Origin of the sequence: Stenotrophomonas thermophila, from assembly GCF_001499715.1 — a bacterium.
Classification (GTDB): Bacteria; Pseudomonadota; Gammaproteobacteria; order Xanthomonadales; family Xanthomonadaceae; genus Stenotrophomonas; species Stenotrophomonas hibiscicola.
On sequence record NZ_CVIW01000010.1, the window covers coordinates 1 to 25,649 of the forward strand.

General features: G+C 67.6%; 20 protein-coding genes and 1 riboswitch. Of the genes, 11 read left to right on the top strand and 9 right to left on the bottom strand.

Annotation, left to right across the window (positions count from 1 at the left end; translation table 11 throughout):
- Nucleotides 1-324 precede the first annotated feature (324 nt).
- On the top strand, nt 325-1,419 hold the full coding sequence (gene ddlA / locus BN1263_RS05955) for a D-alanine--D-alanine ligase (RefSeq protein ID WP_058980178.1): 1,095 nt from the start codon (nt 325-327) through the stop codon (nt 1,417-1,419).
- Between the two features lie 175 nt (nt 1,420-1,594).
- On the opposite strand, the gene BN1263_RS20015 is transcribed toward ddlA, so the two are convergent.
- The 3 genes from BN1263_RS20015 to oleC all read right to left on the bottom strand — a co-directional run bounded on the left by BN1263_RS20015 (nt 1,595) and on the right by oleC (nt 4,479).
- Nucleotides 1,595-1,750 carry a DUF1328 domain-containing protein gene (locus BN1263_RS20015; protein WP_005407633.1) on the bottom strand — a complete coding sequence of 52 codons (156 nt, stop codon included), beginning with the start codon at nt 1,748-1,750 and terminating at the stop codon, nt 1,595-1,597.
- Nucleotides 1,751-1,831: 81 nt separating this feature from the next.
- On the bottom strand, nt 1,832-2,824 hold the full coding sequence (gene oleD / locus BN1263_RS05960; protein ID WP_058980179.1) for a 2-alkyl-3-oxoalkanoate reductase: 993 nt from the start codon (nt 2,822-2,824) through the stop codon (nt 1,832-1,834).
- Nucleotides 2,821-4,479, bottom strand: coding sequence for an olefin beta-lactone synthetase (oleC, locus tag BN1263_RS05965; RefSeq protein ID WP_058980181.1), 1,659 nt, complete (start codon nt 4,477-4,479; stop codon nt 2,821-2,823). The genes oleD and oleC overlap by 4 nt, the downstream gene beginning before the upstream one ends.
- A 104-nt stretch (nt 4,480-4,583) precedes the next feature.
- Here oleC and BN1263_RS05970 point away from each other — a divergent pair, with 104 nt between their 5' ends.
- Complete coding sequence (locus BN1263_RS05970) at nt 4,584-5,015, top strand: YkgJ family cysteine cluster protein (RefSeq protein ID WP_005407630.1); 432 nt, start codon at nt 4,584-4,586, stop codon at nt 5,013-5,015.
- Nucleotides 5,016-5,129: 114 nt separating this feature from the next.
- Here the strand turns inward: BN1263_RS05970 and BN1263_RS05975 are convergent, their stop codons facing one another.
- The 4 genes from BN1263_RS05975 to BN1263_RS05990 all read right to left on the bottom strand — a co-directional run bounded on the left by BN1263_RS05975 (nt 5,130) and on the right by BN1263_RS05990 (nt 10,641).
- A complete protein-coding gene (locus BN1263_RS05975; protein WP_058980183.1) occupies nt 5,130-6,020 on the bottom strand; it encodes an alpha/beta fold hydrolase in 891 nt (296 codons plus the stop codon).
- 140 nt (nt 6,021-6,160) lie between these two features.
- Nucleotides 6,161-7,177 carry a 3-oxoacyl-ACP synthase III gene (locus BN1263_RS05980; RefSeq protein ID WP_014035559.1) on the bottom strand — a complete coding sequence of 339 codons (1,017 nt, stop codon included), beginning with the start codon at nt 7,175-7,177 and terminating at the stop codon, nt 6,161-6,163.
- A 102-nt stretch (nt 7,178-7,279) separates the two neighbouring features.
- On the bottom strand, nt 7,280-7,597 hold the full coding sequence (locus BN1263_RS05985) for a DUF4156 domain-containing protein (protein ID WP_005407628.1): 318 nt from the start codon (nt 7,595-7,597) through the stop codon (nt 7,280-7,282).
- 194 nt (nt 7,598-7,791) lie between these two features.
- A complete protein-coding gene (locus BN1263_RS05990) occupies nt 7,792-10,641 on the bottom strand; it encodes a M16 family metallopeptidase (protein ID WP_058980184.1) in 2,850 nt (949 codons plus the stop codon).
- A 415-nt stretch (nt 10,642-11,056) separates the two neighbouring features.
- Here BN1263_RS05990 and BN1263_RS05995 point away from each other — a divergent pair, with 415 nt between their 5' ends.
- Together BN1263_RS05995 and BN1263_RS06000 are read left to right on the top strand one after the other, a co-directional pair.
- On the top strand, nt 11,057-11,533 hold the full coding sequence (locus tag BN1263_RS05995; protein ID WP_014035556.1) for an XAC0231 family protein: 477 nt from the start codon (nt 11,057-11,059) through the stop codon (nt 11,531-11,533).
- 69 nt (nt 11,534-11,602) lie between these two features.
- Nucleotides 11,603-12,082, top strand: coding sequence for a tRNA (cytidine(34)-2'-O)-methyltransferase (locus BN1263_RS06000; RefSeq protein WP_058980186.1), 480 nt, complete (start codon nt 11,603-11,605; stop codon nt 12,080-12,082).
- A gap of 376 nt (nt 12,083-12,458) precedes the next feature.
- On the opposite strand, the gene BN1263_RS06005 is transcribed toward BN1263_RS06000, so the two are convergent.
- Nucleotides 12,459-13,622 carry an acyl-CoA dehydrogenase family protein gene (locus tag BN1263_RS06005; protein WP_058980188.1) on the bottom strand — a complete coding sequence of 388 codons (1,164 nt, stop codon included), beginning with the start codon at nt 13,620-13,622 and terminating at the stop codon, nt 12,459-12,461.
- Nucleotides 13,623-13,880: 258 nt separating this feature from the next.
- Here BN1263_RS06005 and BN1263_RS06010 point away from each other — a divergent pair, with 258 nt between their 5' ends.
- Together BN1263_RS06010 and BN1263_RS06015 are read left to right on the top strand one after the other, a co-directional pair.
- Nucleotides 13,881-15,557, top strand: coding sequence for an electron transfer flavoprotein-ubiquinone oxidoreductase (locus BN1263_RS06010; RefSeq protein ID WP_058980190.1), 1,677 nt, complete (start codon nt 13,881-13,883; stop codon nt 15,555-15,557).
- 64 nt (nt 15,558-15,621) lie between these two features.
- A complete protein-coding gene (locus BN1263_RS06015; RefSeq protein WP_021202094.1) occupies nt 15,622-16,023 on the top strand; it encodes a c-type cytochrome in 402 nt (133 codons plus the stop codon).
- Here BN1263_RS06015 and BN1263_RS06020 read toward each other — a convergent pair.
- Nucleotides 16,017-19,616, bottom strand: a complete 3,600-nt coding sequence (locus BN1263_RS06020; RefSeq protein ID WP_058980192.1) for an ATP-binding protein — start codon at nt 19,614-19,616, stop codon at nt 16,017-16,019. The two genes, BN1263_RS06015 and BN1263_RS06020, sit on opposite strands and share 7 nt — an antisense overlap.
- Before the next feature lie 75 nt (nt 19,617-19,691).
- Here BN1263_RS06020 and BN1263_RS06025 point away from each other — a divergent pair, with 75 nt between their 5' ends.
- The 5 genes from BN1263_RS06025 to BN1263_RS06045 all read left to right on the top strand — a co-directional run bounded on the left by BN1263_RS06025 (nt 19,692) and on the right by BN1263_RS06045 (nt 25,490).
- A complete protein-coding gene (locus BN1263_RS06025; RefSeq protein ID WP_019661903.1) occupies nt 19,692-20,330 on the top strand; it encodes a response regulator in 639 nt (212 codons plus the stop codon).
- A 378-nt stretch (nt 20,331-20,708) separates the two neighbouring features.
- A complete protein-coding gene (locus BN1263_RS06030; protein ID WP_058980194.1) occupies nt 20,709-21,479 on the top strand; it encodes a hypothetical protein in 771 nt (256 codons plus the stop codon).
- 112 nt (nt 21,480-21,591) lie between these two features.
- Nucleotides 21,592-23,583, top strand: coding sequence for a peptidoglycan-binding protein (locus BN1263_RS06035; RefSeq protein ID WP_058980196.1), 1,992 nt, complete (start codon nt 21,592-21,594; stop codon nt 23,581-23,583).
- Between the two features lie 246 nt (nt 23,584-23,829).
- The gene (locus BN1263_RS06040) at nt 23,830-24,237 is read left to right on the top strand and encodes a glycine zipper 2TM domain-containing protein (RefSeq protein ID WP_049480481.1); all 408 of its coding nucleotides are present in this window, start codon (nt 23,830-23,832) and stop codon (nt 24,235-24,237) included.
- 128 nt (nt 24,238-24,365) lie between these two features.
- The gene (locus tag BN1263_RS06045) at nt 24,366-25,490 is read left to right on the top strand and encodes a phosphotransferase enzyme family protein (protein ID WP_058980198.1); all 1,125 of its coding nucleotides are present in this window, start codon (nt 24,366-24,368) and stop codon (nt 25,488-25,490) included.
- Between the two features lie 43 nt (nt 25,491-25,533).
- Nucleotides 25,534-25,629: riboswitch (TPP riboswitch) on the top strand.
- Nucleotides 25,630-25,649: the final 20 nt, after the last annotated feature.

Sequence of the window (25,649 nt, forward strand, 5' to 3'; positions counted from 1 at the left end):
AATAGCCGAAGCAACAGCAACAGCGGGCATTCCGTGGGTTGGCGGGATGGGTCCGGTTGCGGGGGACGCCGTAAACCCGTCCGTGGGGGCTTGGCCGCGGCATCCATGCCGCGGACACCCCCACAACCGGACCCACCCCGCCTTCGACAGTTTCCCGCTGCTGTCAGTGCGGCTTTCTGTGTTGCTGTGGTGGGTGTCGACCTTGGTCGACACGGTAGATCCACGCCATGTGTGGATGGATTTCTGGTTCATCTGTGCCTCACGCGGAGGGCCGATGAAGGTTCATGCTAAGAGGCCACGCAACGCACAGGACATCGCAACACCATGGCACGGACCCGGGTCGGCATCATTTTCGGGGGCAAGTCTTCCGAGCACGAAGTTTCGCTGCAGTCGGCGAAGAACATCCTCGATGCGCTTGATCGCGAGCGCTTCGAGCCGGTGCTGGTCGGTATCGACAAGCAGGGCCAGTGGCATCTGAGCCAGCCGGATACCTTCCTGATCAATGCCGATGATCCGTCGCGCATCGCGCTGCATCGGTCCGGTACGTCGCTGGCGGTGCGCCCGGGTGTGGAACAGGCACAGCTGCAGCCCTCCGATGCGACCAGCGCGCTGGGCCAGATCGATGTGGTGCTGCCGATCGTGCACGGGCCGCTGGGCGAGGACGGTGCGCTGCAGGGGCTGCTGCGCATGGCCAACCTGCCCTTCGTCGGTTCGCCGGTGCTGGGCTCGGCGGTGGCGATGGACAAGGACGTGACCAAGCGCCTGCTGCGCGACGCCGGGCTGAAGGTTGCGCCGTGGCTGTGCATCAGGCGTCACCAGGCCGCTGACGTCGATGTCGATGCAGTGATCGCGCAGCTCGGCCTGCCGCTGTTCGTGAAGCCGGCCAACCAGGGTTCGTCGGTGGGGGTGAGCAAGGTCAAGGATGCAGCGGGCTTCGCCGAGGCGCTGGCATTGGCGCTGCGCTACGACCACAAGGTGCTGGTGGAATCGGCGGTGGTCGGCCGCGAGATCGAGTGCGCGGTGCTGGGCAACGAACATCCGCAGGCCAGCCTGTGCGGCGAGGTGGTGGTGCACGACGAGTTCTACGCCTACGACACCAAGTACATCAACGCCGATGGTGCCGAGGTGGTGGTGCCGGCGGATATCGATGCTGCAACCCAGGCGCGGATCCAGCAGACCGCGCTGCGGGCCTACCAGGCGCTGGAGTGTGCGGGCATGGCGCGCGTGGATGTGTTCCTCACCGCAGACGGTGAGATAGTCATCAATGAGGTCAACACGCTGCCGGGCTTCACCCGCATCAGCATGTACCCGAAGCTGTGGGGCGCCAGCGGTGTGGACTACACCACGCTGATCACGCGGCTGATCGAACTGGCGCTGGAGCGCCATGAAGCCGATCGCGGATTGCACAGCGCCGTGTAGCGGCGCTGTGTGTAGCGTCGAGCCATGCTCGATGATCCTCTGTAGAGTCGAGCCATGCTCGACTCACGAGAAGCAGTCGAGCACGCTCGACTCTACAAAGGTGGGTGCCGACCAACGGTCGGCACCCACCGGAAAGAGCAGTGCCGGCCGGCGGCCGGCACTACCCTGCGGCCCTCTAGCCGCGCTTGCGGAACATCGAGATCACCGCAAGGATCAGGAACACCACGAACAGGATCCAAGCGATGTTCGTTGCGGCGCCGGCAATGCCGGAGAAACCCAGAACGGCGGCGATGATGGCGATGACAAAGAAGATGATGGCGTAGTGCAGCATGGCGCTCCTCGCGGGTGGTCGAGCCTTGGATGGCGTGGGTCCATCCTCCCGATCCTGCGGTGTGCAACCAGTGACGGCGATCTATGCAGCAGATGAAGCCTTCAGCCTGCGCAGCCCCTCTTCGATGCTGACCTGCGGCACGTAGCCGAAGTCACGGCGTGCCGGCGCCATGCTGTACCAGTGCGGCGTGCACAGCTGCTCGGCCAGGAAGCGGGTCAATGGCGGCTCGCCGCGCAGGCGCAGCAGCGGCCACAGGCGCTCGCAGACCGCACCGATGCGGTAAGCGGTCTTGAAGCTGATCGCCTTGTCCACCGCCGGCGCACCCACAGCGGCCAGCAGCTTGTTGACCAGCTCGCGCATCGGCAGCGGTTCGCCGTTGGAAATGAAGTAGGCCTTGCCCGCACACGCGGCACCCGGCGCCAGTGCCTCGAAGGCGAGAAAGTGTGCGAGCGCGGCGTTGTCGATGTAGGTGGTATCCACCTTGTTGTTGCCATCACCCACCAGGCGCAGGCGGCCCTGCCGTGCACGTTCGGCCAGGCGCGGCACCAGCTGCTGGTCGCCCGGGCCCCAGATCAGGCGCGGGCGCAGCGCCACCGTCGCCAGCGAGGCGTCGTTGGCGGCCAGCACGCGCTGTTCGGCAATCGCCTTGGTCGCCGCATACGGTGCCTGGAAATCTTCGCCGTAAGGCACTTCATCGGCGCCCAGGCCTTCCACCGGATGGGTGGCACGGTGCGTCACGCTGGGCGTGGAGGTGTAGACCAGCCTGCCGATGCGGTGCGCGCGGCAGGCTGCGATGACGTTGTCGGTGCCGACCACATTGGCTTGGTGGTAGCTGTCATAGCTGCCCCACGCGCCGGCCTTGGCACCGTTGTGGAATACCGCATCGACGCCGGCCACTGCATGCAGGACCGCCTGCGGGTCGGCCAGGTCGCCACGGATCTGGCCCACGCCCATCACCTGCAGCTCCGGGTAATGGCTGCGGTTGAACGCCAGTACCTGGTGGCCACGTTCGACCAGCCCGCGGCACAGCGCCTGGCCAAGGAAACCACCACCACCGGTGACCAGGATCTTCATGCGCGCTTCTCCAGTTCGGCGCTGGCCCAGACGGCGAGCTTCTCGCGGCCGATCTTGGCGTTGTGACGGATATCGACGGGGAACGCCGGATGCACCAGGAAGTGCTGCACGCCGGCCTCAGGCGTGCGCGCTGCGGCATGCGCACGCAGCGCTTCCTGCAGCGCCGGGCTGTCTGCCTGCCCACGCTGCAGTTCCACGCACAGCACCGGCACCTGTGCACCCGGGGCGCCGACACCGACCAGCGCCGTGCGCGCCACCCCGGCCACGGTGTTGAACACCGGCTCGACCTGTTCGGTGTACAGCGGACCGCGCTCGGTCTCCACGCGCTGCGTCTTGCGCCCGCAGAACCACAGGCGGCCCTGCGCATCGAAGTAACCGACGTCGCCCATGCGATGCACCACGCGGGTGCTGCCATCGGCCAGCGTCTCGTGGATCTTTGCCGCCGCCGTGGCCTGCGGGCGGTTGAAATAACTGTCGGTGGCGGTCGGCCCGGCTACGGTGATCTCGCCGACCTCGCCGGTGGCCAGCACGCGTGCCTGCGACCAGTCCGGCAGCGGCGCGTCATCGATGGCGATGATGCGCACCTCGTTCGGCTCAACCACGCTGCCCACGCAGGTACCGGCACCTGCTTCGGTAGCAGCACGGGTGCGCTCCAGCTCGCGGCCCTCGACCACCGCCACCGGCAGGCACTCGGTGGCGCCATACGGCGTCCAGAACTGCGCATCGGCCGGCAGCAGGCTGCGGATGGTGGCGACCACGTCCGGCGGCACCGGCGCACCGGCCGAGGTCACCCGGGTCACCGTCGGCAGCGGCCGGCCATGCTTCGCCAGCACCCGCATCAGCGCCGGCGAGCCGAACAACTGGGTCACGCCGAAACGCTGGATGGCGTCGTGCAGGCGCGCCGGGTCGGCCTGCGCCGGCCGGGTCGGGTCCATGTCCGGGATCACCGAGGTCAGGCCCAGCGCCGGATCGAACAGCGCGAACGGCGGGAAGGTCGGCAGGTCCACCCCGCCCGCTTCCATGCCGAAGGCGCTGCCCAGCAGCTGGATCTGCCCGACGAAGTGGCGATGGCGGTAGACCACGCCCTTGGGCACGCCGGTGGAGCCGCTGGTGAACAGGATCGCCGCCATGTCCTCGCCATCGGTGGCGGCCAGCATCGGCCCACCGTTGGCGCCGGCGCGCTCCAGCGCGGCCAGGGTGGTTCCGCCCCAGCCGAGGCGGCGGCCGACGGTCACCAGGCGCGCCGCCGACGGCGCCCAGCGCAGCACCAGCCGCGCCACATGGGCCAGCGGAATGCCGATGAAGGCTTCCGGCTGCGCCTCGTCCAGACACTGTTTCAGCGCGCGCTTGTCGATGCCCGGATCGACCAGCACTGGCACCGCGCCCAGCTTGAACAGGGCGAACATCAACAGGAAGAACTCCGGCGAGGGCCGCACCATCACCACCGTGCGCACCCCGCGGCCGATCCCGTAGCCAGCCAGGCCGGCGGCCATGGCGTCACTGCGGGCGTCAAGCTGGCGGTAATCGAGGGTGACGTCGTAGGCGGCCATGCCGTTGCCGGCGCCTCGGCGGCCCGGGCAGCGGATGGCGATCTGATCGGGGCGTTCACGCGCCAGTTCAGGCAGGCGCGCGGCAATGTTGCAGGGTCGGTTCATCTGTTCATTGTCGCCGCTTACGGAATTTCTTGCGCGGCGGCCGACTTCGTGGAAAATCCGCACCCTCGTTCCCGATTCCGACTGCCGCCCGAGGCGGCTTGCCCATGCAACATCCCTGCATGACCTGCGGCGCCTGCTGCACCCAATACCGCGTGGCCTTCCACTGGATGGAATCGGACGAGGTCACCCCCGGCGGCGTGCCGCACCAGCTTACCGAGGTGCTGGACCCGCATCGCCTGTGCATGCGCGGCACCCATTCCAAGCCGGTGCGCTGCGTCGCGCTGGATGCGCAGATCGGCGTGTATTCACGCTGCACCATCCACCCCAACCGGCCCAGCGTGTGCCGCGAGGTGGATGCATCGTGGGAGTATGGCAAGGCCAGCCCGCAGTGCGACAAGGCGCGCATCGCCTATGGCCTGGATCCGTTGACGCCGGCCGACTGGCGCTGGCGCGATGACGCCGACAATGACGACGACCATCCGGACGACAACGGCAACAGCCCTTCCTCGCCGCCGCAGGCGCCGGTCGCCGCGTAATGGTAGTGCCGGCCGCTGGCCGGCAACCTCATCAACCCTTCGGGTGTGCCGACCAACGGTCGGCACCCACCGGAAGAGGAAGGGGTGGGTGCCGACCGTTGGTCGGCACACCGATCAGATCGGGTTCGCGTCAAGGAACGCGCGGATCTCCGGCACCAGCACTTCGTGCTTGTCTTCCAGCACGTAGTGGCCGGCGTCCTCGAACGCATGTACCTGGGCCCGCGGCAGCGCGGCTTGGAAGCCCTTCAGGAAGTGGTGGTCGAACACGAAGTCGCGCAGGCCCCAGCCGAGGAAGGCCGGCCGGTCGGCGAACGACGGCAGCGCCTTGCCGGCACGCTCCAGCAGCGACCACGCCTTGTCGGCCGGCGACAGCGGGATGTCCTGCATGAAGCGGATGGTGCTGATGCGGTTGGCCCAGCTGTTGTAAGGCGACACGTAGGCGCGGCGCACGTCGGCCGGCATCTTCCGCTCCACGCCCAGCCACGAGGCACCGGAGGAGAACGCGTTGAAGGTGCGGATGATCCACTCGCCAATCTTCCAGTGACGGCCCAGCGCGATCTGCCACGGCATCTTCTTCGCCGCCGGCATCGGGAATGCAGCGGTATTGAGCACCACCAGGCGCTTGACCTGGTCGTGGTGCGACAGCGCCCAGCCGAAACCGATCATGCCGCCCCAGTCGTGCACGGCCAGGGTCACCGGTCCGGTGATGCCCAGGTGTTTGAGCAGCGCATCGAGGTCGTCCACGCGCGACTGCAGCGTGTACTCGTAGCGGCTGTCATCGGGCTTGTCCGACAGGCCCATGCCGATGTGGTCCGGCACGATGCAGCGGTAGATGTCCGACAGGCCCGCCACCAGCGTGCGCCAGTAATAGCTCCACGACGGATTGCCGTGCACCATCACCACCACCTCGCCGTCGCGCGGGCCTTCGTCGAGATAGTTCATCGACAGGCCCGGGCGCACTTCGAAGCGCTGCGGGTGGGCGGGGTAACCGGGAAGATCGCGCATGCGGAGCACCTTGGAAGAATCGCGGCGCGGTGTAGCGCCGAGCCATGCTCGGCGGCTCTCCGGTCAGGCCGCGGAAGAACCGCGCTGTGCGCGTGAGCCGAGCATGGCTCGGCTCTACAGGAGGTCGGGCAGCGGGCTGCTTACCAGACCACTTCAGCCATCGAACAGTTCAGGCCGGAACCAATGCCCAGAAGCGCGATGCGATCACCCTTCTTCAGCTTGCCCAGCTGCTTGAGCTTGCTCAGCACGATCGGCACCGAGGCCGGCCCGATGTTGCCGTGCTCGCCGAAGATGGTCATGACCTTCTTCGGGTCGATGCCGAAGTTCTTGATGAACGCAGCGGTGTGCGGCTGGCTCACCTGGTGGATCACGAACTGGTCCAGCTCTTCCACGGCCCAGCCGAGTGCGATCTTGGCGGCGGTGAAGGTCTTCTGTGCCAGCTTGATGCCTTCGATCAGCAGCAGGCGGGTGTCGGTGACCATGCGGTCCAGGTTGCCCAGGCACAGCTGGTTCCACTCGGTCGCCGAGCGGGTGACGCCACCCTTGTAGCGCGGCGCGTCCGGCACCAGCTCCGAGCGCGCCATCACCATCGCCGCGGCACCCGAACCGGTGGTCAGGGCCGCCAGCTCGTTGCGGAAATCGTCAGCGGTGACGTCCGGGGCGGTCATGCGCTCCAGGGTCTTCTCGTACACCAGGTTGGCGGTCTCGCCGTCCACCACCAGCGCGTAGTCGATGTCGCCGCGCTCGATCATGCGCGCGGCGATATCCATGCCGTTGATGAAGGCCAGGCAGGCGTTGGCGACGTCGAAGGTCATGCATTCGTCGCTGACGCCGAGGTTGCCCGACACGATGGAGGCGGTGGACGGCTCCAGGTAGTCGCGGCTGACCGAGGTATTGACCAGCAGGCCCACCTGCGTCGCATCGATTCCAGCGTCTTCCAGCGCCTTGCGGCCGGCCATGGTGGCAGCGTCGGACGCCAGCACGCCGTTGTCCCACAGGCGGCGCGCGTGGATGCCGGCGATATCGCCGAGCACGTCGGTGCGGATGCCCAGGCGATCCAACGTCGGCTGCAGGCGTTCGTTGATTTCCTTGGTGGTCAGCGTATGCGGTGCGTCGACGTGTGCCAGGCCGGCGATCGAGACATTCTTGAAGAGCATCGAGGTTAGCGCCAAGGCTCAGGCAAAAGGGGGCGCTATTCTATAACCCCCGGGCCTTCACCGCATCTTTACGAATTCAGCCTTGGCCGTATGGTGAAGCGTTCAGCGCGGCGGGCACTGGAATGCGGCGAAGCGCTGGCTGCCATCGGCCGGGGCCGCGGCGGCCTGCACGGCATTGGCGCCGGCGCTCGGGGCCTCGTTGCGGGCCAGGGTTTCCAGCTCTTCCTGCACGCGCAGCGGGTTGCGGTTGTAGAAGCCGACCTTGCTCTTCACAGTCACCACCACCTCGCCCTTGGCGATGCAGCCAGCGGGAACCGGGCCTGCCGGCAGCACGCGGGTCGCCTTGCCGGCCGGTTCGATCGGCACCCAGGTACAGGCGGTGACGGTGAGCAGCAGGGAGGAAAGCAGCAGAACGCGCATGGGCAGATCCTGGAAGGGTATGGAGGGATTCTGCCTGAACAGCCTGAATCGGGGGTAGCCGGGGCGGAGCCCAGGTAGCGCCGGGCCATGCCTGGCGAGCGCACAGCGCGGCATGGCTGGCCGCCGGAAAGCCGCCGGGCATGGCCCGGCGCTACCACGGGAGACCTGCCCGCCGTGGCGGGCAGGCACATCCCTTATTTCTTGACCGGGTTGCCTTCGGCATCGATCACGGTCACTTCGCCCAGGTTCAAGGCGCGCACGGCCGCTTCGGTCTGCTTGAGATCACCCACCACCACCCAGGTCAGCGCCTGCGGCTTGATCTCGGCGGCGGCCTGCTGCACCTGCGCCGGGGTCATCGCCTCGATCTCGGCCTTGCGACGCAGCACGTAGTCGTCCGGGCGCTTGAACTGCACGATCGAGCCGATGGTCGAGGCCACCGCGCTGGCGGTCTCGTAGGCACCGGGCAGGCTCAGGGTCTGGATATTGCGGATGCGGTTGACCTCGGCAGCGGTGGCCGGCTTGCTGCCATCGGCGAACGCGGCGATTTCCTTGCGCATTTCCGCCAGTGCCGGGCCGGTCTTGTCGATCTGCACCGGCGCGCTGGCCATCCACGGGCGCTGGCCCACCGAATTGACCGCGCTGCTGCGCGCACCGTACGACCAGTGCTTGTCTTCACGCAGGTTCATGTTCAGGCGCGAGGTGAAGTCGCCGCCGATCACACCGTTGGCGATGTCGAAGCGGGTCGAGCTGGTGGCGCTGGAAGGTGCCACCACCTGGCCGGCGAACAGGTTGGCCTGCACCGCGCCCGGCTGGTCGATCAGGAACACGCGCGGGCCCTTCGGCAGCGCCACGTCGGTGGCCGCCTTCACCTGCGGGGCATCGCCGGCAGCCTTCCAGTCGCCCAGCCGCTTGTCCAGCAGCGGCACGATCTCGGCCAGGGTGGTGTCGCCGACCACGATCAGGGTGCCGTTCTGCGGGCGCAGCCAGTCGTGATGGAAGTCGACCAGGTCCTCGCGGGTCAGGCCGTTGATCGCCGCCTCGTCGCCGCTGCCGGTGAACGGAATGGCATACGGGTGGCCCTTGCCGTACAGCAGCGGGGGCAGCACGCGCATCGCCACCGCACCCGGGTTGACCTTCTCCTGCTGGATGCCCGCGATCCAGCTCGCCTTGACCCGGTCGATCTCGCCCTGCTCGAAGCGCGGTTCGCGCAGCAGGTCGCGGTACAGCGCCAGCGACGGCACCAGGTTTTCCTTCAGCGCCGACAGGTCCACGCTCATCGAGTCCAGGCCGGCCGAGGCATCCAGGCTGGCGCCCAGCGCATCCGCCGCATCGGCGAAGGCCAGCGAGCCGAGCTTGCCGGCACCCTCGGTCATCAGGCTCATGGTGAAGTTGGCGGTGCCCGGTTTGCGGCCCTGGTCGGCACTGAAGCCGCCCGGGAACTGGTAGCTGAACTGCACCACCGGAATCTCATGGCGCTCGGCCAGGATCACCTGGGTACCGTTCTTCAGTGTCGCGCGCTGCAGCGCCGGGAACTTCAACTGCGGGAACTCGCGGGTCTGCGGCACGCCGGCCTTGCGGTCGACCTGCTCCGGCAGCGTGCTGTACTTCGGGTCCACCGCTGGCACGGTGAACGGCTTCGGCGCCTGGCTCGGATCTTCCTTCAGCGCCACGCGCTCACCCGGTGCGATCACCAGGGTGTGGCTGCCCTTGTCCAGCCACTGTGCGCCGAGCCGGCTCAGATCGGCGGCACTGGCCTTCTCGATGTTGGCCAGCGAGGTGCGGAAGCAGCCCGGGTCGCCGGTGAACACCGCACATTCTGCAAGGGCGTCGGCCTTGCCGCCGAAGCCACCGATGCGCTCGATGCCGCGGATGAAGCCGGCGCGGGCGCCGGTCTTGGCGCGCTCCAGTTCTGCGGCGGTCGGGCCCTGCTTGATCAGCCGGTCCAACTCCTCGTCGATGATCTTCTCGACCTTGGCCGGGTCCTGGCCCTGCTTGACCGTGGCCATGATCACGAAGTTGGAGCCCAGCTGCGAGGTAGAGAGTCCGGCAGCAATGCTGTCCACCAGCTTGTCCTGGTGCTGCAGGCGCTGGCTCAGGCGCGAGGACTTGGCACCGCCCAGCACCTGCGCGAACAGCTGCAGCTGATCGACCTCGGTGGTGCCGACCTGCGGCACGTTCCAGGCGCGGTAGATACGCGCCTGCGGCACCTTGTCGGTCATCGTCTCGCGCGTATCGGCGCTGCGCTTGGCCACGTTCACCGCCGGCTGCGCCATGGTCGGGCCGGCCGGGATGCTGCCGAAGTACCTGGAGACCTTTTCCTTGGCGGTGGCCAGGTCGATGTCGCCGGCCAGTACCAGCACCGCGTTGTTCGGGCCGTACCAGGTGCGGAACCAGGTCTTCACGTCGTCCAGCGACGCCGCGTTCAGATCGTTCATCGAACCGATCACGCCGTGGTGGTACGGGTGGCCCACCGGATACAGCGCCTTGTTGAGCTGGTCCCAGGCCTGGCCGTAGGGCTGGTTCTCGCCTTGGCGCTTCTCGTTCTGCACCACGCCACGCTGCTCGTCCAGCGCCGCCTGGTCGATCGCACCGACCAGATGGCCCATGCGGTCCGATTCCATCCACAGCGCCATGTCCAGCGCAGTGGTGGGCACGTTCTCGAAGTAGTTGGTGCGGTCGGTATTGGTGGTGCCGTTCTGGTTGGTGGCGCCGACCTGCTTGAACGGCTCGAAGAACTCGCCGTCGTGGTTTTCGCTGCCCTGGAACATCAGGTGTTCGAACAGGTGCGCGAAGCCGGTGCGGCCGGCCGGTTCGTCCTTGCTGCCGACGTGATACCAGACGTTGACCGCGACGATCGGCGCCTTGCGATCGGTGTGCACGATCACGCGCAGGCCGTTGGGCAGGGTGAACTGCTCATACGGGATATCGACCTTGGCCGGTGCGGCCGGCTTTGCCGCCAGCGCATGGGAAGGCACAAGCGTGCCCAGGGCGGTGCTGAGGGCAACGGCCAGCAGCGCAGTGCGCGGGCGAAGGGCGAGAGACATATCCGGATCCTTGGTCACATAGGTGAACCCCGATCCTAGCGTGCGCGCGCAACGGCCGGAATCGGCCAGCAGTCACTGGGGGTGTTTGCCTCCTTGCCCCTCCACCCCTGCTTTGCGGCCCGGGAGGGGCGGTCACAAGCGCCCGCAGGCAACGCCCGGACAGTGTCCGCGGCCCGAGGAATGGACAGGTGTCCGCCCACCGGACACTTCTCTATCCGAACAAACTCCTTCTAAATCAATAACTAAAAGTTGGCACGCGGATTGCTTGGTAATTCCTGCGCCAGGAAGGGCTTCAGACGAAAGCTGACTGAAGACTGAACAAATGCAGGAAATCGGAAATTTTCCTTGCACGCCCAGAATTGGTGTACTACCTTACTACCACACCACTGATCACTAACACTAAACAGGCCCCGTCATGAACGCCAAGACCATTGCCATCGCCATCGCCCTGATTGCCGGCACCGCGGTTGTTTCGTCGGTGCAGGCCTCCGAATCCATCAAGACGCTGTCCACCGTGCAGGTCCGCCCTGCCGCCGACCAGCTGGCCCAGCAGGCCTGGGAACAGGCCAGCGGCATCCCGACCCTGGCCACCGTGGAAGTGCGCCCGAGCGCCGACCAGCTGGCCGAGCGCAACGGCTACGTCGCCGCCCCGGTTGCGGCCGCGATGCCGATCACCACCCTGGCCTCGGTGGAAGTGCGCCCGAGCCTGGAACAGCGCGTCGCCCTGGCCGCCGAGCTGGAAGCCCAGCGCTACGCCGCGACCCTGGCTGCCGCCGCCACCAACGTCGCCAACTCGGTCATCGTCAACCTGCCGGCCCTGCAGGTGCGTCCGAGCGCCGCCGACCTGCAGGCCCTGGCCACCGAAACCGCCCAGGTCCTGCTGCGTCCGTAACCGGTGCCGCCCTGCCTCGCGCAGGGCGTGCGCCGTAAAGGCGGCCGCCGTCGCAGGTACACTGCGCCGATGAATGCCGCGCCCCAGTTCCACGTGATCCTGTTCCAACCGGAAATCCCGCCCAACACCGGCAATGTGATCCGGCTCTGTGCCAACACCGGCGCGCAGCTGCACCTGGTCGAGCCGCTTGGCTTCGCACTGGAAGACAAGCAGCTCAAGCGCGCCGGGCTGGACTACCACGAGTATTCACGCCTGCAGGTGCACCCCGACCTGGACACCGCGCTGGCGCGGATCGCACCGAATCGGTTGTTCGCACTCAGTACCCGCGCCAGCGTGCGCTACGACAGCGTGGCCTTTGAAGAGGGCGATGCCTTCCTGTTCGGGCCGGAAAGCCGTGGCCTGCCGCAGGACGTGCTCGATGCCCTGCCCGACGGCCGCCGCCTGCCCCTGCCGATGCGGCCGGGCAACCGCAGCCTCAATCTTTCCAACACCGTTGCGGTGGTGATGTACGAGGCGTGGCGGCAGCATGGGTTTGCCGGCGGCGCGTAGCGCCACGCGCCTCTCTTCTGCCTGATTGTTGCTGTGGCGGGCGCATGCGTTCATGGGCGTTACTTTTCTTTCCGCGCGGAAAGAAAAGTAACCAAAAGAAACGCGCCGCCATCCGCGAGCCGGTGCTGCGCACCGGTACCCTACGCTCCTCGGCCCGCCGGGGGACGGCGCGGAACTCGCTGCGCTCAGACACCCGCGCCTCTTCGCCCCCGCCGGACCTGCGGTGCTCGGCTCGCTTCAAGGCGGACCCGACAGCCGCGCGGTACAGGCTGTCCTTGAACCCATCGCGGTCCGGTGCGCGGTTCGGCACACCGATCGCTCGCCTGCGAATACGCTACTGGACAATGCCGGCCAGCGGCCGGCACTACCGGTGCACTCAGAACGCGTTGATGCCGGTCAGCTCGCGGCCGATCACCAGCTGGTGCACGGTCTCGGTGCCTTCATAGGTGATCACCGATTCCAGGTTCAACGCATGCCGGATCGCCACATGCTCGGTGGTGATGCCAGCCCCACCGAGCAGATCGCGACACTCGCGGGCGATGTCGATGGCCATGCGGCAGTTGTTCCACTTGGCCAGGCTGACCTGCTGCGGCTGCAGCTGGCCGGCTTCCTTCAGGCGGCCCAGCTGCAGCGCCAGCAGCTGTGCGGTGGTGATGCGGCGGGCCATCTCGGCCAGCTTGATCTGCGCGCTCTGCGTGGCCGCCAACGGGCGGCCGAACAGCACGCGCTCCTTGGCGTAGCCCAGCGCCTCATCCAGGCAGGCGATGGCCGCACCGATCGGGCCCCAGCTGATGCCATAGCGGGCCTGGGTCAGGCAGCCCAGCGGCCCCTTCAGGCCCTTCACGTTCGGCAGGCGGTGGCTGTCGGGCACGCGCACGTCATCGAAGAACAGCGCGCCAGTGAGCGAGGCGCGCAGGCTCATCTTGTGCTTGATTTCCTGCGTGGTGAAGCCGGCCATGCCCTTCTCCAGCACGAAGCCCTGGATGCCGTCCTCGGTCTGCGCCCAGACGATGGCCAGGTCGGCCACCGGGCCGCTGGTGATCCACATCTTGCTGCCGCTGATGCGCCAGTCATTGCCGTCGCGCACCGCGCGGGTCTTCATGCTGGCCGGATCGGAACCACCGTGCGCTTCAGTCAGGCCGAAACAGCCGATCAGTTCGCCGCGTGCCATCGCCGGCAGCCACTGCTGGCGCTGCTCTTCGCTGCCGTAAGCGTAGATCGGGTACATGCACAGCGAGCTCTGCACCGACACGAAGCTGCGCAGGCCGGAATCGCCGCGCTCCAGCTCCTGGCAGATCAGGCCATAGCTCACCGCGCCGAGGCCACCGCCGCCGTACTCGGTCGGCAGCGTTGCGCCGAGCAGGCCCAGTGACGCGATCTCCGGCACCAGTTCAGACGGAAAACGGGCCTGGTCGAAGGCATCGCCGATGATCGGCAGCACGCGCTCGTCGGTGAAGCGGGCGACACTCTCCTGCACCGCACGCTCTTCCTCATTGAGCAGGGAACGGACATCGAACAGATCGTACGGATGCAAAGCCATGGCACTCACACGCAGTCAGGACCCGGCCATTGTCGGTCATCCGGGCAGCGCGTGCCGACCAGGGTTGGCCCACCACCAGGGCTGAGGCACTACGCTGCGCTGCAGCAATCGTGCGGTGAACGGCGTCTATCTAGCTCGATCACGCGCGTCCCGGTACCCTGACACATTCAAACAACCGTTTCGCCCGTGGCCGCACGCGCGATTCCCAGGCACCGCCGGTGGCCCCGATGCCGGCCCTACCCACGAGTCATGCAATCGATGAGCGCTGAAGCCAACGCCCTGCCCCCGCGTGAAGTAATGGAGTTCGACGTGGTGATCGTCGGCGCCGGTCCTGCCGGCCTGGCCACCGCGATCCGCCTGCGCCAGCGCGCGATCGAAGCCGGCCGCGAGCTGTCGGTGTGCGTGCTGGAAAAGGGCTCCGAACCGGGCGCGCACGTGCTCTCCGGTGCGGTGATGGACCCGCGCGCACTGACCGAACTGTTCCCGGACTGGGCCGAACGCGGCGCACCGCTGAAGCAGAAGGTCACCCGCGACGAATTCCTGTTCCTCAGCGAGACCGGCGCACGCAGCACGCCCAACGCGCTGCTGCCGGAGTGCTTCCACAACGAAGGCAACTACATCATCAGCCTGGGCGAATTGACCCGCTGGCTGGCGCAGCAGGCCGAGGCGCTGGAAGTGGCGATCTTCCCGGGCTTTGCCGCCGCCGAAGTGCTGTTCGGCGACAACGGTGAAGTGATCGGCGTGGCCACCGGCGACATGGGCATCGAGAAGGACGGCAGCATCGGCCCGGCCTTCGAGCGCGGCATGGCGCTGCACGCCAGGTACACGGTCTTCGCCGAAGGCGCGCGCGGCCACCTCGGCCGCCAGCTGATCGCCCGCTACAAACTGGACGAAGGCAAGGACCCGCAGGCCTACGGCATCGGCATCAAGGAACTGTGGCAGATCGACCCGGCCAGGCATGAGCCGGGGCTGGTGGTGCATGCGGCCGGCTGGCCGCTGGACAGCGACACCTACGGCGGCGCGTTTCTGTACCACGCCGACGGCGGCAAGGTCGCCATCGGCTACGTGGTCGGCCTGGACTACAGGAACCCATGGCTGAGCCCGTTCGAGGAGTTCCAGCGTTTCAAGACCCATCCCTCCATCCGCAAGCACCTGGAGGGCGGCACCCGCATCGGTTACGGCGCCCGTGCGATCACCGCCGGTGGCCTGCTGTCGCTGCCGAAGACGGTGTTCCCCGGGGGCGCGCTGGTCGGCTGCGAGGCCGGTTACCTCAACGCCAGCCGCATCAAGGGCAGCCACGCCGCAATCAAGACCGGCATGCTGTGCGCCGACGCCGCGTTCGACGCGCTGGCTGCTGATCGCCAGCACGATGAACTGAGCGCCTACCCTAAGGCGTTCGAAGCCAGCTGGCTGTTCACCGAACTGCAGCAGGCCAAGAACTTCAAGCAGTGGTTCAAGAAGGGCCAGACCGTGGCCACGCTGATGACCGGCGTGGAGCAGTGGCTGCTGCCCAAACTGGGCGTGCGCAACCCGCCGTGGACCCTGCATCGCACCCAGCCGGATCATGCCTGCCTGGAGCCGGCGGCCAAGCACACCCGCATTGCCTACCCGAAGCCGGATGGCGTGCTGACCTTCGACCGCCTCAGCTCGGTGTTCCTGAGCAGCACCAACCACGACGAGAACCAGCCCAGCCACCTCACGCTGAAGGACCCGAGCATTCCGGTGAAGGTGAACCTGGCCGAGTACGCCGGTCCGGAAGCGCGCTACTGCCCGGCCGGCGTGTACGAGTTCGTCGGCGAAGCCGACAGCGCGCGCCTGCAGATCAACGCGCAGAACTGCGTGCACTGCAAGACCTGCGACATCAAGGACCCCACCCAGAACATCGTGTGGGTGACCCCGCAGGGCGGCGGCGGCCCGAACTACTCGGGCATGTGATCGCCCCGGGCTGCGACCGCGTGTCGCAGCCCGGCGGCTCGACCGCACCGCTATCCTGCCGCCCATGCGCGCCGACCGCCTGCTCATTGCCATTGCCGTGTCCCTGCTCGCCACGGCCTGCCAGCGCCCGCCTGCTGCGCCCGCCACGCCCGAACAGGCCCGGCAGCAGGCCATGCAGCGCGCGTTCGAACTGTGCGCCGGTTGCCACACCGTGCAGCCCGGCGGCATCCACCGCTTCGGGCCGAACCTGCATGGCGTGATCGGCCGCCGCGCCGGCAGCTTGCCCGACTACGGCTATTCCGAGGGCATGCGCCGCGCCGACATCACCTGGAGCGCGCAGACCCTGGATGCCTTCCTGCAGTCGCCCACCCACGTGGTGCCCGGCACCCGCATGTACAACGCCTTTCCCAGCGCCGAACGCCGCGCGCTGGTGATCGCCTACCTGCAACAGCAGTCGGCTCAGTGAGCCAATCGCTGCAGCTGGTGCTGCAGCCGTGCCACGAACGCCGTTACGGCGGCGAACACCGGTGCCGGATCGGTCTCGCCCGCATCCTGCAGGCGCTCGACCAGTGCGTTGGCCTGCCCGGCCAGCACCGTCGCCCCAACCGCACCCATGCCGCCGGCCAGGCGATGCAGGTGCAGCGCCGCGGTTTCGCGGTCGCCGGCCTGCACGGCGCATTGCACGGTCGCCAGATCGCCCTCGCTGGCCTGCAACAGGCTGTCGCGCAGCTGCTCGGCCACCACGCGTGAGCCGAACCGCCGCTGCAGGCTGGCCAGATCAGGCAGCGTCCCGCCATCGTCGGCAGCGGGTCCGGCCTGCGGCTCCACAACCGATAGTCCCTGCGCCTGCGGCAACCAGCGCAGCAGCGCGGCGCGCAGGGTTGCCAGCGACAGCGGCTTGGACAGTACTTCGTCCATGCCGGCCTCGCGACAGCGCCGTGCATCGTCGTCCAGTACGCTGGCGGTGAGCGCCAGTACGGTCAGCCGCGGCTGGCCGTTGCGACCCTCGCGTTCGCGCAGCAGGCGGGTGAAGGCGAAGCCATCCAGCACCGGCATCCGGCAATCGGTGATGACCAGATCGAACGGCTCCGACGCCAACCGGTCCAGCCCCTGCTGGCCATCGCCGACCAGCACATGCGGCACACCCAGCTGCTGCAGGCGCCAGGCCATCATCGCCTGGTTGGTCGGATGATCTTCGATCACCAGCACGCGTGCCTCGCGCAACGCCGGCGGCAGGAGCGCCGCCTGTTCCTCCTCGGCGGCAAGCGCTTCAACATCGCCACGGCCGGCTTCCACCAGCGACAGCCGCACCTCGGCGCGGGTACCCTCGCCCAGCGTGCTGTGCAGCTCCAGTTCGCCGTCCATCATCTGCACCAGGCGCTGGCAGATGCTCAGGCCCAAGCCGGTACCACCATGGTCACGCTGGATGTATGCACCGGCCTGGGTGAACGGCGCAAACAGGTGCTGCAACTGTTCCGGCGCGATTCCGATGCCGGTGTCGGTGACGCTCAGGCACAGCGGCTGGCTGCCGTCTTCGGCGGTCGGCCCCAGCACTTCCAGCTGCAACCGCACTTCGCCGCGCACGGTGAACTTGATGGCGTTGCTGAGCAGGTTGAACACGATCTGGCGCAGGCGCACGCCATCCACTTCGTGCGCCGCTGCCAGCTGTGGGTCGATCTGCACGTGCAGGTCCAGCCCACGTGCACTGGCCTGCGCCGACAGCAACCGGCACACGCTCTCCAGCAAGGGCCGCAGCGGCTGCGGCACCGGTTCCAGGCGCAGTGCGCCGGCCTCCAGCCGCGAGTAATCGAGAATATCGTCGAGGATCTGCCGCAGCATCTGCGCGGAATCCTCGATCACGTTGAGAATGCGCTGCTGCTCGGCATCCAGCGGCGAATGGGCCAGCACCTCAAGCATGCCCAGCACGCCGCTCATCGGCGTGCGGATCTCATGGCTCATGGTTGCCAGGAAACGCGACTTCGCCTCCGCGGCCTGTTCGGCCTCTGCCTTGGCCGCAGTCAGGGCCTCGGCCTGCGCACGCGCCTCGCTGACGTCCACCCAGTAACCACTCCAGATCACCGCGCCCGCTTCCGCAGCATAGGGATGGGCCTGGCTGCGCACCCAGCGCGCGCCGGTGCCTTCAGGACGCAGCCGGAACTCAAGAATGAGCGGCGCGAACTGCCGCGCCGCCTGCTCGACCGCATGCAGGATGTGCTCGCGGTCATCTTCCTCGATGCGCTCCAGCAGGCAGGTTGCATCCTGTTCGGCCTGCTGCCGGCTGATCCCGAACAACGCCTGCAGGTCACCGGCAATGAACGGGAAACTGAGGGTTCCGTCAGCCGCACGGCGTGCCTGATAGACCACGGCGGGCAGGTTGTCGGTGACTTCGGCCAGGCGCTGTTCCAGATGGCGACGCCCGGCTACCTCACGGCGCAGCCGCCAATGCCCGATGGCGTGCACCAGCAGCGCGGTAAGCAGCACCAGCAGCAGCGGCACGCCCCAGCGCGCCACGCGGGTCCACTCGAGGCCGTTGCGGTATTCGACGGCCAGCCAGTCGCCGCGCAGGGCTTCGCGCTTGCGTGGGGTCATCTGCAGCAGCAGGCGGTCGAAGGTGGTGGCCAGGGCGGCATGGCGACGCTCGACAGCCAGCACCAGCTGATCGTTGAAGCCGGCCGGTGCGGCCACCTGCAGGCGCCCCGGGAAGCGGTTGCGCAGCAGGTGGTCCACCACGGCCAGATTGCCTATATAGGCGTCGGCGTCGCCATTGATCAGGCGCTGCAGGGCCTGTTCCGCGCTGCGCGCTGCGATGATCCGGGCCTGCGGTGCCTGCTGCAGCACATAACCACGCACGCGCTCCGGATCGGACAGCAGCACCCGCTTGCCCTGCAGGTCTGACAGGCCCAGCAGCGCCGGGCTGTCGCGCCGGCTGACGATCACGTTCGGCACGCTGATGAAGGGCTGGCTGAACACCCAGTCCGGGCCCAGGTAGCGCGAATCGGCCGGAATGCCCATTACCGCCTGCAGCTCGCCGCGGCGCGCCTTCTCGCGCACTTCGTACCAGTCATGGCTGTTTTCCACCTGCAGGTTGGCGCCGGCCTGCAGCAGGCGGCGCAGGTATTCGCTGGCCAGGCCGCTGGGGTTGCCATCCTGGTCGGCGAACGACAGTGGCGCCGCGTTCGGCGCGAAGCCAATCCTCAACGGTTGCTCCAGTACCCGCTTCTCGGCCTGGCTCAGCGCCAGCTGTGCCGATGCCGACCACCGCGGAGGTGGCAGCCAGCGCTGCGCCAGCGCATCGCGCTGGGCCTGGCTGGTCGCGGCCAGCGCCAGGTCCAGCGCTTCGGCCAGTGGCTGCTTGCCGTTGGGAATGCCGAAGTGCAGTCGCTCCGGCGGGAGATCGCTGGGGCGCAGCAGCACGACGCCCTGCAGGTCCTCGCGGGCGATCAGTTCGGTGGCCACATAGGCATTGCCGATGTAAACGTCGGCCTTGTCGTCTCTGACCATCTCCAAGGCCGCCAACGAGTTGTTTGCGACAAGCTGGCGCGCATGCGGAAAGCGGGCGCGCACCTGGGGCCCGGTCAGGAAGTCCTGCTCGATCACCACCCGCAGTCCGTCCAGATCGGGATTGTCGGAGGCACGCAGGTCATCCGGGCGCCCCACCAGGGCCAGCGGGGCCTCGCCATAGGCGGCGGTGTAGACCATGCAGCGGGTGCGGTCGGCACTGAGCCCGACGTTCATCACCACATCAATCTCGCCACGACATGCCGCATCCAGCACGGATGTCCAGTCGGAGTAGCGCCTTGCCTCCACCTTCACGCCCAACTGACGGGCAAGAAGCGACAGATAATCCGGACCCAGGCCAACCTGTTGGCCATCACGGAGGGACTCGAACGGTGGCCAGCCACTGTCATACTGACCCACGACGATGCTCGGATGGGCGGCCAGGTACTCGCGCTGCAGGGGGCTGAGCGGCAACGGCCCGGGCACCGCCTGCGCCAACGCTGCCGGCAGCGCCAGTACGACCAGCAGCAGGACCAGCCCGCGAACAGCCCAGCTACGCATCGGCGTCGATCTCCTAGAATCCTGCCAGGGACCGCGATGGTCGCGGCCCAGCCAGCCCGGTGGCCATACTAGAGCATGAGCTTGCGCATCATCATCGCAGACGACCACCCGGTGGTCCGTATCGGTACCCGCGCCGTCATCGAATCGAGCGGGGTGGGCCGCGTGGTCGGCGAAGCCGACAGCGCGCAGGCGCTGATGGCCCTGCTCGGCAGCCAGCCCTGCGACCTGCTGGTGACCGACTACTCCATGCCGGGCAGCCCGCAGGCCGACGGCTTCGCCATGATCGGCATGATCCGCCGCCGTCATCCAGACCTGCCGGTGCTGATGCTCAGCGTCTCCAGCAATCTGGCGATCCTGCGCATGGTGCTCGACAGCGGCGTGCTCGGCCTGGTCGACAAGAGTTCGTCGATGGACGAGCTGCCGCAGGCCATCCAGTCGGTCTACCGCGGCCAGCCCTACATCAGCCGCAGCCTGCGCGAGCGGGTCGAGGCTGCCGGCAGCTGGCGCATGCGCGAGGGTGACGGCAAGCCGCTGTCGCCACGCGAGGTGGAGGTGCTGCGGCTGCTCGGCACCGGCATGACCGTGAAGGAAATCTCGCTTCAGCTGCACAAGAGCGTCAGCACCATCAGCCGGCAGAAAGGTGATGCCATGCTCAAACTGGGCCTGAAGGGCGACGCCGAGCTGTTCGATTACCTGCGCGACGGCAAGATCTGAGAGCCAGATCGCACAAGAAGGGCATCTGGCACTGCCCTCTTTGACGGGCCGCCGATCTGTGCCAAGATGGTGGGGCATGAGTTCCCAATGCGAGGTCGAAGGAATCGACCGGCTCATGTCCTCGCTCCCGTCCCTGGTGGACGTGGCGCGGTTCCCTGCCGGCCGTCTGGCCCGGCAACGCTGACCATGGAGAGGCGCATGCAACATCCCCCCAAGCTACGCTGGACCCTGCCGTTGCGGCCTCTGCGCGCATTCGCGGCGTGCCTGCTCGTCTCTCTTTCCGCTGCCGCCTGCAGCGCCGCCGATCCGGTCCCCTCGTCCTCCCAGCCCGGCGCCCCTGCGCAGGCTGCCAATGCGCCCCGACAGGATGTTGCCACGATGCAGAACACCTCTCCCGACACCGCCGTTGCCCCGCCCGACGCGCCGACCGTGATGTATTTCACCTATCAAGTGGATGGCGATGGCGCGACCTCCTATGAGGTCCAGAACGGCAGCGTGGCGACCTTCTGGTTCGGCCATACCTTCACCCTCGACGGCACCACGTATTACACGGGTTTCTCCTGGGATACCCGCGAGCACTACGGCAAGCCTGGCGAGCAGACGCAGGCCGGTCCGGACGACCGCGCCAACCTCGCCGAGGCCACCTTCGTGCTGGCCGGCACCGACGCGAAGAAGCCGTGGAAGTTCCGTGGCCAGGAATGGACCATCGGCGCACTGGGCGCGTACGACAAGGCCGACGACGTCGATACCCGGCGCAAGCCGCTTGAACATCGCACCGTCGACGGCCGCCTGCTGCTGGCGGTGCCGACCAGCAGCTTCGACCGCGGCATCAGCAGCACCGGCTATGCACTGCTGCTGTTCAACCCCAGGCGCAGCGAAGACGACGTGGACAGCAAGGTCTGGCGCTATGTCGGTACGGTGCGCACAGGCGAAGACAACAGCGCCGCCTGCGACGAAGGCAACGTGATGCCCTGCACCGGCAGCGACGGCGAACTGGCCTTCGCTGCCAACGGCAACGGCCTGCCGCGACTGACCGTGACCTTCAAGGGCACCACCCTCGAAGGCCCCGGCAGGACCCGCACCCTGGGTGCCGGCGACACCGTGCACTACACCTTCGACAGCGCGACCCAGCAGTACCTCGCGCGCTGAAAGCACCCGCCACGCGCGGGTTCCCTGTTGACCGACATGTTCTTGACTCACGGATGAGTCCGGTTGGCGATTCGCGGCATGCGCCGCTCCATCAACCCCGAGGAAAAACGTCATGGCACAGCATGACTACAGCAGAAAGGAAGTCCTGGACATCGTCGAGCAGGTCGCCAGGCAGAAGAGCATTCCGGTCGACGACTTCATGCGCTTCGCGTACATCGAGACCGGTGGCACGTTCAACGAGCGCGCCCACAACGCGTCATCCGGCGCCAAGGGCCTGTTCCAGTTCGTGCCCGGGTCCGCACGCCAGTACCACCTGACCGGCCACGAGTTCGACCCCACCCGCAACACCGAAGCGGCCGCGCAGATGTACCAGGACAACCTGGACTCGATGGCACGCCGCAACGAGCGCACCGGCCACCCGTACCTGTCCGGCGGCAGTACGCCGACCGGGCTGGACCTGTACCTGGCCCACCAGCAGGGCAGTGCCGGCTATGGCTCGGTGCAGACCGCCATTGCCACCGGCACCTTCGGCGTGGTCCGCAACAGCCACGGCGACGAGATCAACATGCGCCGCAACGTGCTGAACCAGATCGGGTCGGACGCGAAGGCGCTGACCGGCCACAGCCTGGCCGAAATGCGCGGCATGAACGATGGCGACCTGGCACGGGCCTTCTCCAGCTACTACATCCACAAGTACGCAGCGATCAGCATCCCGGAAAAGAACATCGAACCGCAGGCGGTGGCGCAGGGCCAGGGCCAGGCCCCGGCCGCGCCTGCACAGGCCAGCGCAGCCGTGGCGGCCGGTGCTGCCACGCTGGCGGCAACCGCAACAGCCGCTGCCGCGCCGAAACCGGGCATCGAACTGCAGGCCGCCTACGAGGCCGGCGTGAAGTACGACGATGTGAAGTACGCCATCAACATTCCGGGCCACGCGCTGTACGTACCGGGCAAGACCGGAAAGAACGTGGACCAGGGTTACATCGATTGCTCCGGCTGGGTCGGCACGCTGCAGAACCGGACCATGGACGAGATCAACCAGAAGGCCGGGCATGCGGTGTTCAGCAAGGCCGATCGCATCGACCTGGGCAACCTGGGTTCCGGCGGCATCGTGCGCAAGGCATTCGACCAGTCCGGCGTGCTGCTTGACCGCGACGCGATCCTCAAGCCCGGTGCGCTGAAGGAAGGCATGATCATCGGCCTGGATACGGCCAGGACCCGCCATGAACACTGGAACGGCATCGACCACATCGTGATGGTGGTGCGCGACCCGAACACCGACAAGCTGCTGATCAGCCAGTCCACCGGCAGCAAGGGCGTGCACACCATGCCGGTGGAGGACTACCTCAAGCAGGTGAAGGACCACCCGCACTGGAAGCTGTTCGCGTCCGATCCATTGTCCAAGGCCCGTGACCTGCTGGAAAACCGCACCCAATCGCACGAGCAGACCCAGGGCAAGGCCAACGCCGAGCACAAGGCGGCCGCCACGCCGCACGCCGAACTGTACAAGCAGGGCGCACACAGCGAGGGCGTGCGCAAGGTGCAGGAGCAGCTGGGCCACCTGGGCTACGTCGGCGCCGACGGCAAGCCACTGGTCGAGGATGGCCGCTTCGGCCGCAACACCGACGCGGCAGTGCGCCAGCTGCAGAAGGACAACGGCCTGGTCGTCGACGGCATCGTCGGTCCGAAGACGCTGGAAGCAATCAAGGAAGCACGCGAACGACCCTTGCTGAACGACGAGCGGCACCCACGCAATCCGATGTACCTGCAGGCCACCGAAGGCCTGGAGCGGCTGCCGGCAGGTACCTTCAAGGATCGCCACGCGCTGGAAAGCGCCGCCGCGGCCCTGACCAAGGAGGCGCATGCCGCCGGCCTGCAACGCATCGACACGGTGGTGCCGAGCCCGAACGGTGAGCGCCTGTTCGCCGTGCAGGGCACGATCGGTGACCCGGCGGCCAGCCGCGTGGCGGTGGAGACCCGTGCCGCCAGCGAGCAGAGCCTGGCGCTCAGCAGTGGTGCCGTGCAGGGCGCCCCAAACGTGCTGCACCAGCAGCAGGATGCCCAGCAGGAGCAGGCCCGGCAGGCACAGAAGGCGATGGGCGTCTAAGCCCGCAGCGCCTTGGCAGAGAAGGGAGGGCCACGTCCGCGTGGCCTTTTCCCTTTCTGCCAGCTGAGCGGCCGGGGCCGCTTTCAGCCTTGCTTCATGCCGCCTGCCGCTAGATGAATGCGCAAGCCGCACGGTGGACCAGGCAATGTTCCGGCAATGTTGGAACGCCAGCGTGGACACCACGGCAGCCGGGGCGCCCCGCGCCCTCCCTGCCCAGCGTGGCATGCACCTCACAGGAGAACGAACATGCTCAGTACTTCCGCACTCAGCTTCCGTGGTCTGGCGATGGCTCTGGCGCTGGTGGCCAGTGTGGCCGTGGTCAGCGATGCCAGCGCGATGTCGAGGAAGGACAAGCGCACCCTGGTCGGCGCCGTGGTGGGTGGCGTGGCCGGCAACCTGCTCTCCAACGGTGATCCTGCCGCCACCGTGGGCGGCGCCGTGGCCGGCGGCGCGATCGGCAACCTGACCACCTCCGACCGCCGCGACCGTCGTTACTACGACAATCGCCGTTACGACGACCGCTACGATCGCCGTTACGACCGTGGCTACTACCGCAGCGGCTACTACGACCGCGGTGACGACCGTCGCTGGCAGCGCGAGCGCTACTACGACAACCGCTACTACCACGACCGCGGCCGCCATCGCGGCTGGTAAGCAGCGCGGCGGCATCACCGCAGCTGATGCACGGACGGGCGGGTCGATGACCCGCCCGTTTGCGTTGGCCGCGTGCATGGCGTTGAATGCGCAGCCTTGGATGTGACTTTCCCCACCGGGGCTGCGGCATGACTTCTTCCTCCCACCGCGTGCAGGGCCTGAACAACGACGAGGTTGCTGCCGACTGGCCACCGATCAGCGCGGCGGACATTGCGTGGCTGCGCCAGCGCTACCCGCAGCTGGGCGAGCACAGCCAGCCCCGCTGGCACAGCCCACGGCCGCTGTCGGCCGCTGCCATCGTCAATGGCAGGGACGGCGCGGTGTTCATCAAGCGCCACCACCACAGCGTGCGCAGCGCGGCCTGCCTGGAAGAAGAACACCGCTTCATCGCCCATCTCGCCGCAGCGGGCCTGCCGGTGGTGCAGGTGCTGCCAGCGGCCGATGGCCACAGCGCCGTCGAGCATGGCGAATGGACCTTCGAGCTGCATGCGGTTGGCGTCGGTGAGGACCTGTATCGCGACGCGGTGTCGTGGTCGCTGCTGACCGATATCGCGCAGGCCCGTGAAGCCGGACGCGCACTCGCACAGCTGCACCGTGCCGCCGCCAGCTACCACGCGCCCCAGCGCAGTACCCATGTGCTGGTCGCGCGCGATGATCTGATCCGCAGCGACGATCCGGTCGCGGCCATCAAGGCAGGGCTGCACGAGCGCCCCGCGCTGGCCCGCTATCTCGCGCGCATTCCGTGGGAGGCGCAGCTGCAGCGTGACGTGCTGCCGTGGCATGCCGGCCTGGCCAAGCGCCTGCGCGACGAGCCCCGGCTGTGGGCCCACAACGACTGGCATGTGTCCAACCTGCTGTGGCGCGATGGGCAGATCAGTACCGTGCTGGACTTCGGCCTGGCGTCGCCTACCAGCGCACTGTTCGACCTCGCCACCGCGATCGAGCGCAACGCGGTGGCGTGGCTGGAACTGGAGCGCGGCATGCAGGCAGTGCGCATCGATATCGCGCTGGCGCTGCTCGACGGCTACCGTCAGGCGCTGCCGCTGTCGGCGGCACGCGTGCACCTGCTGGCCGACCTGCTGCCGATGGTCCATTTCGACTTCGCACTGTCCGAAGTGGAGTACTTCGAAGGCGTCACCGGCTCGACCGCCAACGCCGATGTAGCGTGGCGGCCCTTCATGCTGGGGCACCCGGCGTGGTTCCACAGCGCGCCGGGACAGGCACTGCTGCAGGCCCTGCACGCGGCAGCCTGAAGGGCGCCGGCTCGCAAATCCGTACCATTTGTAGTGAAATGGTCACCTGAAGCGGGGGTGCCTGGATCTGCCAGGCTGAGAGAGTCCCTTGGAACCTGATCCGGTTTGCACCGGCGTAGGGAGCTTTGAGCCGCAGCCACACCCCCGTCATGGGCCGGT